The organism is Thermodesulfovibrio sp. 3462-1, from assembly GCF_040451425.1.
GTDB classification, from domain to species: domain Bacteria; phylum Nitrospirota; class Thermodesulfovibrionia; order Thermodesulfovibrionales; family Thermodesulfovibrionaceae; genus Thermodesulfovibrio; species Thermodesulfovibrio obliviosus.
Genome location: NZ_CP144374.1, coordinates 1,293,832 through 1,306,392, shown reverse-complemented (window position 1 = coordinate 1,306,392; position 12,561 = coordinate 1,293,832). Strand labels below are relative to the sequence as shown.

Sequence of the window (12,561 nt, the reverse complement as noted above, 5' to 3'; positions counted from 1 at the left end):
TCATTTTTCCTGTTTTCCTGTGCTGGTTTCACCAGCAAAACCACTCTTTAGATTTTCAGCGGGTTTTTGATAACTCACTTTAAGTTGTTCAAATAATTTTTCAGGATCAATAAAATCTTCAACAACTATATCGGATTCAAAACTAACAAAAAAGGGCGAAATATCCGATAAAATTCCTATTTTTTCACCTTTTACTTCAATAACCAGCAATTTATTATCAGAATAGTTTAATCTTTCAATATTGTAAATCTTTGCCAGGTCCACAGCAGGAATGATTTTGCCTCTTACAGGTAAAGCTCCAACAATGTAATCAGGAGCTCCTGGAATGGGGAATATTCGCGTAATATCCAAAACCTGAACAACGCTTTCTTTTGGGACAAGAAACTCTCTTTCTCCTACGCCTAAGACACAATAGGATTTTTCTGTTTTTTCTTTTATTTCTTCAGACATTTCTTTATAGCCACCAAAAGATCAATTGGTTCAAAAGGTTTTGTAATGTATTCATCTGCTCCTTGCGTCTTGCCCCAGAATTTATCAGCTTCTTCTTTTTTAGAAGTTACAAGAATTACAGGTATATCTTTAGTTTTTTCATTTTTCTTTATCTCTCTACAAATTTGAAAGCCATTTTTTTTAGGCATAACCACATCTAAAATAACAAGATCAAAAGTTTCTTTTTTTATCAATTCTTCAGCTTCTTCACCATCTTTTGCAAAAAAAAGCTCGTATCCACCTTCTTTAAGAATGGACTCAATATATTTTGCATCTGTAACTGAATCTTCTGCAACAAGAACTTTAGTCATAAACTTCCCTTAACTTTACATTATATCATTTTCATGTTTCTTTAACAAGCTCTAATGGATTATAGCCTGTTTTATTCAGCAACCAGCTATCTGAAAAATCTTTCTTTTCAAAAATAAAATTTCCATTTTGAAGATTCTTTAAAGAATTCAATGCTTCAATGGTAATATCCTTAATTTCTTCCTGGTCCATTTCATTTAATAGTTTAGCACCAATTTTTTGTTTCTGAAGGTTTGAGATTCCATAGATGATTTTTCCACTAATAAATAAAAATTCGTATGCTATTGCATTACTGTAAGCATAAAAGATACCATTTAAACTATTAGAATTAATTAGAGTAAAAATTTCCTGAACTTTAAAGAAATTTAAATTGCCAGAGAGAATCACAGAAGAATCTTTTATCAAACCGTATTTTTTTAATACTCCTTCAACAGAGCTGTCAAGTAAGGGGATAATTTTTTCATAAAAGCTATTAAATTTGTTGTCTATTAATTTTTCCAGAATGGTTAAATCAAAAGCAGGCTTAATTTCTTCAATTTCTGTTTTTGGAGGCTCTTCCAATATGTCCTGGATAGATTCAATTTCTTGTGTTCCAAAGCTTTCTTCTTTTCCCAGCAGTTCCATTTCTGGGAGTTCAATTTCTGGTGTTTCAAATAAATCCTGGGTTTTTTGCATTGGTTCTGGCTCTTCAAATATTTTTTCCTTTAATTCAATTTCTTTTGTTAATTCAATTCCCTTTTCTTCAACTGAGAATACTTCTTCTTCTGTTTCAGGTAATACAATAGGCTCTATTTCTTCCACTTCCTTTATTTCTGTTTCCGGTGATTCATAAGTAAAAACAGGGATTTCTTCTGGAATTTTTTTAACTTCCGGTGCTTTACTCAACACTTGATTGATTTTTTCTACCAGTTCTTCTGATTTAAAAGGTTTTATAAAATAATCCAGAATTCCATATTTTTCAATCAATGCCTGTCCTACTGTCTCACCTTTTCCAGTGATTAGAATAATGGGAATATCTTTAAGAGTTTCATTCTCCCTTATGAGTTTGCAAACCTGCGAGCCTGTCATTTTGGGCATTATAAAGTCAACTAAAATTAAATCAGGTTTAATTTGTTCTGCAATTTTCAGTCCTTCTTCTCCATCACTTGCTGTATAGACTTCATATCCTGCTTCTTGTAAAGAAACCTCTGCAAGCTTTCTTACAAGTGGGCTATCATCCATTACTAATATTTTTTCCCCTGCCATTTTTTTACTCCTTATTCAAGAAGTTTTTTCATGGTTATACGCATTCTTTCCACAGCCCTTGCCAGTGTAGCTATTTCTCCACGAGCATCTTTGATCTCTACTTTTTGAGATGTTTTACCCATTGATATTTCATCTGTAATTTTTGTAAGTTCAACTATAGGATTTATTACATATTTATTCATACCATAGCCAATTAAAAGAGCTATTATGATAAGCATTATAATATAAACAAGCACATTTATGCCAAGAATTGTAAAAACTTTAACAGGATTGAGAATTCTTTCTTTTACAATATATATAAAACCTATAGTTCGACCAGAAAAATCCTTAAGAGGGCTATAAGCAACAATATACTCTTTCCCTGCCTGAGGCACTACTTCAGTATAGTATCTCTGTTTTGATTGAGCAGCGTTTTTTAAAGAAGCTTCAGATATAAACATTTTTGGATTCTGCTGGGTAAAATAAAGCGAAACCCATTGTCCAAAAGTATGTTTTATATCTTTTAAGCCAGGCCAACCAGATAGTAAATCTTTATAAATAACAACACCTAAATCAGTATTTATAGCTTTTTTAATTTGGTCAATTATTAGTTTTAACCCACCACCAACATCCACACTTCCCACGAGCTCCCCTCTGTAAAAAATTGGTTCAACACCTCTTAATCCTACTCCACCAATACCTATTTCAATACCTCTTACACCTTTATGGGTTGTTTGTACTTGCACTACAGTTTTACGCTCCTTTGAGATATCATCACCAAAATGACTAAGGTCATGAAGCCTTACAAGAGAAACCGCAGGAAGTATATGAAAGTGAAATTGAGCAAGAGCAAAGTTTTCTTTTAAAGAATTAAAAGCAGGCAGGAATTTATCTATCAAGCGGTTTCTGTCTTTTTTATTAACAGCCTCCTGAACATCTGACATTTGTGCCACTAAGTGAGCCATTTGTTGATAATGAATCGTTGATGCTTCAAGTAAAATTTGAGCTGTATTGATTGATACCTCAATGTTTCGGTTTTCTTCTTCCTTTAAAAGATTTACCTGTGTGATATAATTGAAAACAACTAAAGCAGCCATTCCTATAATTAAAGTTGCTAAAAGAGGTAAAGCTATTCCTGCTCTTAATCCAAGTTCTATTTTCATTTATAAACCTCCAATAATTTATTGACCTCTTGCAAAAATTCTCTTCTTGATTGGGGATCTTCTATCTCTTCTTTTAACATATCAATCAAATTGAGAAAATCCTCTTTTGATGGGGGGTTGGAAGGAACCCATCTTTCACTTATATATTTTTCTGTAATTTTTCCTCCAATTGGTCCAATTTGCCTGATTAATGCAGTTTTTATGCCATCTTTTATTTTTGCAAAATCTGAAGAAAGAGATGTTGAGTCTTGAGAATCTATAAATTTGTTCATCTCCTTTAACTGTTTTATTAATTTTTCAGTGGAAGGGATATCATCGCTTGTCATATCAAGTGAAATCTGAGGAATAAAACTGCATGAAACAGGTTGTCTTGAAGCTAAATCATCCAGGCATTGCAATCCTTTTTTGAATCCGAAAGATATGTGATAAATCTCTCCATCTTTTAAATAAAACTTTAATAGATTCTTTTCAGAAGAAAAATTTATAGTTAACAATCCTGTGCTTTTTGTGCGGGACAAATTGTCAATAATATCTGCAAGATTTTTTTTCATAAGCTTTATTAAAAGAATAGCAAATTATTTTTATCAATATCAAGACCCTTGAAGCATTTTTTAAGAAGCTTGATGACCATTTCTTTTTATTGACATTGAAGGTAGTCAGAGATTTCTCGCACTGAGGAATGCCATATAGAGCTTTTATTTAAATCAGGATTTGTTGTTATTGTTCATTAATTGGATGAAATCTGTAAAAAATTTTCCTTTGATAAAATCAGGATTTTCAAGCACTCTCAGAAATAAAGATATATTTGTTTGTATCCCTTTTATTGCTGTCTCTTGAAGAGCTCTTTTCATTCTGTCTATTGCTTCTTGTCTGTTCGCTCCTTTGGCGATGATTTTTGCTACCAGTGAATCATAGTAGGGAGATACCTTGCATCCCTGATAAAGATAGCTATCCACTCTTATGCCAGGACCACCAGGAAAGTGAATAAATTCAACAGTACCTGGAGATGGAATAAACTTTTCTGGATCTTCTGCATTAATTCTACATTCAATGGCATGTCCACGAAATTTAATTTGAGGCTGTTTGAAAGATAAAGGATATCCTTTCGCAAGCTTTATTTGCTCTTTGATAATGTCAATATCAGTAATTTCCTCTGTTACAGGATGTTCTACCTGAACTCTGGTATTTATCTCAATAAAATAGGGATTTAATTCATCGTCAACAATGAATTCAAAGGTGCCTATATTTCTGAATTTCAACGCTTTGGCAGCTTTTACTGCATATTCACCTATTTTTTTTCTTAGTTTTTCATTTAAAACTGGAGAAGGAGCTTCTTCAAGCAATTTCTGATGTCTACGCTGTATTGTGCAGTCTCTTTCTCCAAGATGAATAATGTTGCCTTGTTTATCAGCAAGTATTTGCACTTCTATATGCCTTACTTTCGGGAAATACTTTTCAATATAAAGCTCTCCGTTTCCAAACGCTGCAAGTGCTTCTCTCTGAGCCATGAAAAAAGCCTGTTCAATATCTTTTTCGTCATTTACTATGCGCATTCCTCTTCCACCACCACCAGCAGAAGCCTTAAATATTATAGGAAGTCCAATTTTTTTGATTATCTTCATACAGGATTCTTCATCCTTCACCGGTCCATCACTTCCAGGAACTACAGGAATACCTTTTCTTTTAAGTATCTGTCTTGCCTTTGCTTTATCTCCTCCAATTTTGATGTTTTCAGGAGTTGGTCCGATAAAAACTATTCCAGAGTTCACGCAAGCCTCTGCAAACTGGGCATTTTCAGACAAAAATCCATATCCTGGATGAATTGCTTCAGCATCTGTAATGTCTGCTGCAGAAAGAATTGCTGTGAGATTTAAATAGCTTTGAGCAGGACTTGCAGGTCCTATACATATTGCCTCATCTGCAAGTTTCACATGTAAAGATTCTTTATCAGCTTCGGAGTAAACTGCAACGGTTTTTATACCAAGTTCTCTACAGGCACGGATAATTCTTACAGCTATCTCTCCTCTATTTGCAATAAGAATCTTTTTGAATAACTCCATTATTTAGTTACCTCAATTAAAAATAATGGCTCTCCATACTCAACAGGCTGTCCGTTTTCAACAAGTATTTTTCTTACAATTCCTGAAACATCACTTTCAATTTCATTCATAATTTTCATTGCTTCTATTATGCACAAGACCTGTCCCTTTTCAACTTTTGTGCCTACTTCAACAAATGCTGGAGCATCAGGAGAAGAGGCTCTATAAAATGTTCCGACCAATGGAGAGGTAATAGTGTGAAGAACTTCTTCTTCCTTTAAAACTTCTGCATGATAAGAAGGTTGTGAAGATTCTGCTGATAGTTTGGGGGGGGTTGCAATTTCTACAGGAGCATAGACATATCCCCTTTTAATTCTAATTTTAAAACCTTCTTTTTCAATGTTTAACTCTGTTACATCCGTATTTTTCAAAAAAGATATTATTTCTTTTATTTCTTCAAGTTCCATTATTCACTCCTTTATCTTTTCAATGTATTCTCCTGTTCTTGTATCAATTTTTAATAAATCACCTGTCTGAATATGAAAAGGCACCTTTACTGTAAGCCCTGTCTCAAGGCGGGCAGGTTTTGTTCCTCCTGAAGCTGTATCGCCCTTAAAGGCAGGTTCAGTATCCACAACTCTTAATTCAACAAACATCGGTGGCTCTACAATAAGGACTTCACCTTTGTAATAAATCACATCAACAATCATTTCTTCTTTTATGTAATACAAAGCATCTCCAATTTTATCTTTTGATATAGAAATCTGCTCATAAGTTTCCATATCCATAAAAACATAAGAGTCTCCCTGAGAGTAAAGATATTGCATTTGCTTTTCTTCAAGCTCTGGTTTTTCAAATTTTTCTCCGGCAGGGAAATTTTCCTCAAGAACCCTTCCTGTTTTAAGATTTTTTATTTTAGTTCTTACAATTGGTGCTCTTTGTTGCATTTTTACATGTTGAAAGTCAATTATTTCATATGGTTCTCCTTTGTATTCAATTTTTAAGCCTTTTTTAAATTCTGATGTTGAAATCATGCTCTACCTCCTATAAAATTTCTAAATCTCTTGAAAGTGTTGTCAAAATTTCTACTGAATTCCCTTTTACAACGACCATATCTTCTATTCTCACTCCTCCAAAGCCTTCCATATAAATTCCAGGCTCTACAGTAAAAACCATGCCAGGCTCAATTATTTCTTCAGATTGATGATTTATCTTTGGAAATTCATGAACATCAAGCCCAACTCCATGACCTGTAGCATGCCCGAAATTTTCTTCATAACCTGATTGTTTTATCAGATTTCTTGCTGCATGGTCAATATCTTTTGCAAGCATTCCTGCCTTACATGCCATGATTGCTTCCTGCCTAGCCTTATTTACTATTTCATAAATCTCTTTCTTTTTATTATCAGCATTTCCTATTATAAATGTTCTTGTCATATCAGAAAAATAACCTTCATACTCAGCGCCCCAATCAATTATAACAAAATCACCATAATTTAGTGTTTTGTCAGAGTTTCGCCAGTGTGGCATTGAAGAATTGGCTCCAGATGCTACAATCACAGGAAAAGGTAAAGTATCACTGTATTTTTTTATCTCATTTTCAAGAGCTCTTGCTATTGTTTTTTCTGAAATACCTTCTCTTACAAAATGTTTAGTTTCTAAAAAAGCTTCTTCAGCAATTTTAACTGCTACTTTGATTTTGTCAATTTCCTCTTGTTCTTTAACTGCTCTCAAATGCTCAACAATATAGTACTGGGGAACAACTTCAATTTTAATGCTGCTTAGTTTGTGAAAAGTCTCGAAGGGACAGGTAACTTCAAAGGAAAGCCTTTTTATATCGAAATCTTTAATAAATTTCATCACAGCATTAATCCAGGAGTCTTTAAAAAAAACAACTTCAGCCACAGCTTCTTTCTTTGCCTGCTCCACATACCGAAAGTCAACAAAAAGAAAGCATCCCTGAGGAGTTAAAAGCGTTACTGCAAAATTTCCTCTGAAGCCAGTTAAATATCTTATATTTTTAAGATTGGTTATTAAAAATGCCTCAGAGTTTGAACTAATTTTGTCAAAAACCTTTTTGATCCTATTTTCATATTTATTTTTCAAGCATTAACTCCTTAACTTTGGATAAAATTAGGCTGGCAATTTCTTCTTTTGAAAGCAGGGATGTATTTTCTTCAAAAAATTTGTTTCTTTTTTTATAAATAATTATTACTTCATTAGTATCAGATTCCATGCCTGTGTTTTTTTTCATTATATCATTCAAAACAATCATATCAAGGGCTTTTTCCTTAAACTTAATCTTTGCTCTTTCTGTATTGAGTCCTGCTTCAGCAGAAAAGCCTATTGTAAAAGGCTTTTTCTTGAGCTTTGAAATCTCTTTAAGTATATCAGGACATAGCCTGAGGGATATGGAATTTATTGAGTTTTTTTCAATTTTTGTATTAAAAATCTTTTCAGGTTCAAAATCAATTGGTGCTGCCGCCATTAAAAGAATTGTGGCAGAATTTATACTTTCCATGACTTTTTCAAGCATTTCCTCAGTTGTTTCAACTTTGAAAAATTTATCCACCTCTGGAGGTTCAATATTTGAAGGACCACTTATAAGGGTTACTTTTGCACCTCTTCTTTTTGCAACTTTTGCCAGGGCATAACCCATCTTACCTGATGATCTGTTCGTTATAAATCTTATGACATCAAGGTATCCCCGTGTAGGTCCTGCTGTGACAAGGACATGCTGTCCTTTTAAATCTTTTTCAGTTAAAGCTGAAACCACTGCTTCAAAAATTTTTTCTGCTCTTACAAGCCTTCCTGTCCCTTCTTCACCACAGGCAAGAGATCCTTGTTCAGGTCCTATAAATTCAACTCCTATGCTTTTTAAGTAATCAATGCTTTTTTGAACCTGTGCAGCCTGATACATTCTCCAGTTCATTGCAGGAGCTATAATTACAGGACCACGAAAAGCAAGAAGAGTGGTTGTAAGAAGATCATCAGCAATTCCACAGGCATATTTATTGATTAAATTTGCAGTGGCTGGTGCTATTAAAAAGAGATCGCATTTTTTTGCAAGCTCAATATGAGAGAGAGGTTCCTGAAACATATCAATCAAAACTCTGTTGCCACAGGATATTTCAATGCTTAGAGGTGTAACAAAATAAGTTGCTTTTTCAGTCATAACAGGAAAGACTTCTGCTCCTGCTTCTTTTAAAAGCTTGATGATTTCAAAAACTTTGTATGCTGCAATACTTCCTGTTATGCCTATAAGAATTTTTTTATTTTTTAAAAGATCCTTCACTTTTAATCATTCTTGTTCATCAGAATGCTGTTCTGGTTGTTCTGAAAATAATTCTTCAAGCAATTTTTCAGCAGATTCCTTACCGTGTAAGTAAACTTTAAGATCCTTTTCAAGTTCGCTGAGGTCAGGAATTGTTTTTCTTTTGTCTTCAAGAAGTTTTTTAACATCAATCTGATTAATCTTTTCTTTGGCTTTCAACGCTTCTTCACCTGTAATGTACTCTACTTTGTTTAATAAAACCTCAAGAATTGCTGTGGTCGTAACTTTTTTTGCCTTTTTATCTAATTTTGATGTAGCACCAAGAGAAAGTTCAGCAGCTCTTTGAGCTGCTATAAGCACAAGACGATATCTTGAATCAATTTTTGTCCTGTCAATTTCTATTGGTAGAGAGATAATATCAAGAGTTTGTTCTTTTTTTTCCATTTTATTTCCTCCTTATTTTGTAAAGATTTTTTCTATTTCATTATGTTTTATTCTTTTTGTTTTAAGTCTTTCAGCACAGACTATGCAGAGCAGTTCATTTAATGCTTTTTCAAGATTATCATTTATTACAATGTAGTCATAAAGTTTATACTGTGAGATTTCCTCTCCTGCTTTGCTCACTCTCTTTTTTATTGTATCCTTATCTTCATTTCTCTGTAAAAGTCTTCTCTCAAGTTCTTTCATAGAAGGTGGAAGAATAAAAATTAGAATACTTTCAGGATAAAGTTTTTTTATATTTTTTGCTCCCTGCGTGTCAATATCAAGCAGTATGTCATATCCCTGTTTCATTAGTTGAGATATAACATTTTTTGATGTTCCATAAAAATTTCCGTAAACCTCTGCCCATTCAATAAATTCTTCTTTAGATATCATTTCTTCAAAAGTTTTTTTATCTACAAAAAAATAATCAACTCCATTTGTCTCTCCAGGCCTTGGCTTTCTTGTTGTATGAGATATACTCATTTTTAAATCAGGCAATGCCTTAAGCAGTCTCTCACATAATGTTGTTTTACCTGTGCCTGAAGGAGCAGAAATAACAAAAATATTTCCTCTTTTATAAAGTTCCATCATTCACCGTGTTTGCTTCATTAATTCTTTGGAAAATTGTTTCAACCTGTAAGGCACTGAGTATGATATGGTCACTATCAGTAATTATAATTGAACGGGTTTTTCTTCCTTCAGTTGCATCAATAAGTTTCCCTCTTTTTTTTGCTTCCTCTTTCATTCTTTTCATAGGCGAAGAGTTAGGATTCACCACTGCAACAATTCTTGATAAAGACACTATATTGCCAAAACCTATGTTTATGAAACTCATTGGATATTCTGAATCTGTTCTTTAAGTCTTTCAATGTTTGTTTTTATCTCAATCGCAAGAGTTTTGACCTGAAAATCTTCTGTTTTTGCCAGCACTGTATTTATTTCTCTGTTCATTTCCTGAAGTAAAAAATCCAGTTTTTTCCCCACATTGCCACCTTTCATGATATTTTCTTTAAACTGAATAATATGACTCTGAAGTCTATCAACTTCCTCCTTGATATCTGTCTTCTGGGCATATAAAATAATCTGCTCTAAGATCCGTTTTTCATCAAGGTTGTTTTCAGTTATCAACTGTTTTACTCTATTTTTCAAAGAGTTAATATAATTATTATAACCTAAATCCACAAAACTCTCTAAAGTTGCTATATCCTTTTCAAGATTATCAGCAATTTCTGTTAAAGTTTGTTTAATTATCTGTCCTTCTTTTTTTCTCATCTCATGAAGTGATTCAAGAGCCTCTGATACGGTAAGCATAAGGGTATTTACATCAGGCTGTTGTTCTTCATATATAAAAAGTTCTCTGAAGTTTGAAAACATTGAAATATCAATAGAGCCTAAAATGCTTAACTCTTTTTTTAAGTCAATAAATGCTTCATAAAGCTGCTTTGCAAGATTTTTATTGAGATAAACCCTGCCTGTTTTTTCTTTCTGATTGATCGTTACAGTAACATCTATTTTGCCTCTGTGAAATTTTTTCATTATAAGATTTCTGATTTCAATTTCATGTTTTGAGAGTATTTGAGGCAGTTTTAAATTTATCTCAAGAAACCTGTGATTTAAAGATTTTGCCTCTACTCTGAATGTTCCTTTTTCAGAAAATCCGTATCCTGTAAGACTTTCTATCAATCTAATTCTCCTTTATTTTAATAACTTTATGTTTTGAAGTCTTACCCTTGATTATTTCAACTTTTGATTTTGGAACATTCAATATCTCAGAAAGCATTTCAACAAGTTCTTTATTTGCTAATCCATCATGAGGTTGAGATTTAATTTTCAGTTTTAATACATCTCCTTCAATTCCCTCTATTCCAGCAGTTCTGGCTCCTGTTTTGACTATTACTTTTAATGTATAACCATCTTTATCTTTTGATAACGGTATTTCCATTTTTTGATAACCAAAAACTATAGTATAAATTACCTACAAGCAAAGTTACAACTGTGAGTAAAATTCCTCCTAAAACATCTGTAAAATAGTGATATCTACAGTATATTGTGGAGATTATCAAAAATATCACAGGAATAAAACTCAGCAGGAATAGCTTTTTTGAATATTTTAACATTAAAATTAATACAACCAATGACACAGCCACATGTCCGCTTGGAAAGGCATCTCTTTTTATCCCTTCAAGGGAGTTCAGCAAATCTTTAATTTTATGAGCCAGAAATAATCCATTTAATTCATTTTGAAACATATGAGGAATGCTATATCTTGGACCAAGTGCTGGAAATAGCATATATCCAATATAGGAAAGATAATAACAGAAAAGCACAAGAAAGAGGGCTCTATAAAATTCTTGTTTATTTCCGTTCTTAATTAGATAAATCCCAATCATAAAGGGCAGAATATAATAAAAACAATAGGAAAGCTGCATTAATTCAGTTAATGCAGGATTTGCTATTTTATCAAAATACACATAGGGATAGAATCCTAAGATTGAATAATCAAATTTAAGCAATACTGCATCAATATCTTTTGGATTTATGTAAGCAATAAGCTCCCCAATTGTATCAAAGGCTATTAAAACAGAAAAAACAGGCAATCCGATGTTTTTTATGAAAGAAAGAAAGGCATTTTCTGGAACTTTACAAAGAAAAATCTGGAATATAACTATGGAGGCATAAATTATAAAAAAATTGAAAGAAGGCAGTCTGTCTGAAAAAATAAGCAAGATCAGGCACAGAAATGTAAAAAAAACAATATTTAGTTGAAATGCTGGTTGAAGCCTGAACAGTCTCTTTATCATTAGAGTTTTGATATTGCCTTTAGTATTGCCTTCTGCTTTTTTGATAAAGTCATACCTCTTTTTTGCTCAAAATAAAACTCTTCACCATTAAGAATATCAAAAAAAACTGAAGAATCAACAGCAACGCAGTTTTCTTTCCATGCTGCTTTTTCTATTTCTTTATCAGAGGTTATCACAATCCAAGAAAACTTTTCAGTGCTAAGTATTCTTTTTATTATATCATCAGCCTTTTCATTAGCTCCAGAGTAAATTATTCTCACTCCTGCACGATACTCCACAGTTTCTTTCCCAGGTCCTTCTTTATATCCGTCAAAGACAACGGTAATGTCATGTCCTTTTTTGTTGCGATACTGAATAAGTGCCTGTATTAGTTCATCTCTGGCTTTTTTTAAATCCCTGTGAAAAATTCCGATAAGATTATATCCGTCAATTAAAATTTTACTCATCTGGCATTAATTTTTCCAGAAGGCTCTCTGCCATAATTAAAAATTCATAAGCCTTATTTAAAGAATCTTCAGCCCTTTCTTTATCAATAACTTCAAAATCTCCATAGTCTACATCTGTTGTTCCGCTAAGCAGAATTTTAAAATATTCAACATATTTATTCTCAACAAGTCCAGATTTCACATTAATTCTATAATTTGCAAGCTCACTGTTAAAATCACCTCTTATTCTTGAACCAAAAGCCACAACAGCTTTAAGCCTGTGGGAAAAGATATTTTTTAACTTCTCTGTAATTCTTTTAAGGGAATCTTTTTCATACTTAAACATAATTGAAT

18 protein-coding genes are annotated in these 12,561 nt (G+C 32.7%); all 18 read right to left on the bottom strand.

Annotation, left to right across the window (positions count from 1 at the left end):
• The 18 genes from V4D31_RS06670 to V4D31_RS06585 all read right to left on the bottom strand — a co-directional run bounded on the left by V4D31_RS06670 (position 1) and on the right by V4D31_RS06585 (position 12,553).
• Positions 1-450 carry a chemotaxis protein CheW gene (locus V4D31_RS06670; protein ID WP_353685674.1) on the bottom strand — a complete coding sequence of 150 codons (450 nt, stop codon included), beginning with the start codon at positions 448-450 and terminating at the stop codon, positions 1-3.
• Complete coding sequence (locus V4D31_RS06665; protein WP_353685673.1) at positions 435-800, bottom strand: response regulator; 366 nt, start codon at positions 798-800, stop codon at positions 435-437. The genes V4D31_RS06670 and V4D31_RS06665 overlap by 16 nt, the downstream gene beginning before the upstream one ends.
• 31 nt (positions 801-831) lie before the next feature.
• The gene (locus V4D31_RS06660; RefSeq protein WP_353685672.1) at positions 832-2,043 is read right to left on the bottom strand and encodes a response regulator; all 1,212 of its coding nucleotides are present in this window, start codon (positions 2,041-2,043) and stop codon (positions 832-834) included.
• An 11-nt stretch (positions 2,044-2,054) separates the two neighbouring features.
• Positions 2,055-3,185: a cache domain-containing protein gene (locus V4D31_RS06655; protein WP_353685671.1), complete on the bottom strand. Its 1,131-nt coding sequence runs from the start codon at positions 3,183-3,185 to the stop codon at positions 2,055-2,057.
• Positions 3,182-3,736, bottom strand: a complete 555-nt coding sequence (locus V4D31_RS06650; RefSeq protein ID WP_353685670.1) for a hypothetical protein — start codon at positions 3,734-3,736, stop codon at positions 3,182-3,184. Before V4D31_RS06650 ends, V4D31_RS06655 begins: the two co-directional genes overlap by 4 nt.
• Positions 3,737-3,889: 153 nt before the next feature.
• Positions 3,890-5,245 carry an acetyl-CoA carboxylase biotin carboxylase subunit gene (accC, locus tag V4D31_RS06645; protein WP_353685669.1) on the bottom strand — a complete coding sequence of 452 codons (1,356 nt, stop codon included), beginning with the start codon at positions 5,243-5,245 and terminating at the stop codon, positions 3,890-3,892.
• Positions 5,245-5,691, bottom strand: coding sequence for an acetyl-CoA carboxylase biotin carboxyl carrier protein (gene accB, locus V4D31_RS06640; protein WP_353685668.1), 447 nt, complete (start codon positions 5,689-5,691; stop codon positions 5,245-5,247). The genes accC and accB overlap by 1 nt, the downstream gene beginning before the upstream one ends.
• A 3-nt stretch (positions 5,692-5,694) precedes the next feature.
• Positions 5,695-6,258, bottom strand: coding sequence for an elongation factor P (gene efp, locus V4D31_RS06635; protein WP_353685667.1), 564 nt, complete (start codon positions 6,256-6,258; stop codon positions 5,695-5,697).
• Between the two features lie 10 nt (positions 6,259-6,268).
• Positions 6,269-7,330 carry a Xaa-Pro peptidase family protein gene (locus tag V4D31_RS06630; protein WP_353685666.1) on the bottom strand — a complete coding sequence of 354 codons (1,062 nt, stop codon included), beginning with the start codon at positions 7,328-7,330 and terminating at the stop codon, positions 6,269-6,271.
• Positions 7,320-8,519 (bottom strand): bifunctional phosphopantothenoylcysteine decarboxylase/phosphopantothenate--cysteine ligase CoaBC, encoded by a 1,200-nt coding sequence (gene coaBC / locus V4D31_RS06625; RefSeq protein WP_353685665.1) that lies wholly within the window; start codon positions 8,517-8,519, stop codon positions 7,320-7,322. Before coaBC ends, V4D31_RS06630 begins: the two co-directional genes overlap by 11 nt.
• 6 nt (positions 8,520-8,525) lie before the next feature.
• Positions 8,526-8,942: a DNA-directed RNA polymerase subunit omega gene (gene rpoZ / locus V4D31_RS06620; protein ID WP_353685664.1), complete on the bottom strand. Its 417-nt coding sequence runs from the start codon at positions 8,940-8,942 to the stop codon at positions 8,526-8,528.
• A 12-nt stretch (positions 8,943-8,954) separates the two neighbouring features.
• Positions 8,955-9,572, bottom strand: coding sequence for a guanylate kinase (gene gmk, locus V4D31_RS06615; RefSeq protein WP_353685663.1), 618 nt, complete (start codon positions 9,570-9,572; stop codon positions 8,955-8,957).
• Positions 9,556-9,816 carry a DUF370 domain-containing protein gene (locus V4D31_RS06610; RefSeq protein ID WP_353685662.1) on the bottom strand — a complete coding sequence of 87 codons (261 nt, stop codon included), beginning with the start codon at positions 9,814-9,816 and terminating at the stop codon, positions 9,556-9,558. Before V4D31_RS06610 ends, gmk begins: the two co-directional genes overlap by 17 nt.
• The gene (locus V4D31_RS06605; protein WP_353685661.1) at positions 9,813-10,664 is read right to left on the bottom strand and encodes a YicC/YloC family endoribonuclease; all 852 of its coding nucleotides are present in this window, start codon (positions 10,662-10,664) and stop codon (positions 9,813-9,815) included. The genes V4D31_RS06610 and V4D31_RS06605 overlap by 4 nt, the downstream gene beginning before the upstream one ends.
• A 1-nt stretch (position 10,665) precedes the next feature.
• Complete coding sequence (locus V4D31_RS06600) at positions 10,666-10,923, bottom strand: DUF167 domain-containing protein (RefSeq protein WP_353685660.1); 258 nt, start codon at positions 10,921-10,923, stop codon at positions 10,666-10,668.
• Entirely contained in the window at positions 10,898-11,782 is an 885-nt protein-coding gene (locus V4D31_RS06595) for a phosphatase PAP2 family protein (RefSeq protein WP_353685659.1), read from the bottom strand. Before V4D31_RS06595 ends, V4D31_RS06600 begins: the two co-directional genes overlap by 26 nt.
• Positions 11,782-12,228, bottom strand: a complete 447-nt coding sequence (locus V4D31_RS06590) for an NYN domain-containing protein (RefSeq protein ID WP_353685658.1) — start codon at positions 12,226-12,228, stop codon at positions 11,782-11,784. Before V4D31_RS06590 ends, V4D31_RS06595 begins: the two co-directional genes overlap by 1 nt.
• Positions 12,221-12,553 carry a hypothetical protein gene (locus tag V4D31_RS06585; RefSeq protein WP_353685657.1) on the bottom strand — a complete coding sequence of 111 codons (333 nt, stop codon included), beginning with the start codon at positions 12,551-12,553 and terminating at the stop codon, positions 12,221-12,223. Before V4D31_RS06585 ends, V4D31_RS06590 begins: the two co-directional genes overlap by 8 nt.
• Between the last annotated feature and the right edge of the window lie 8 nt (positions 12,554-12,561).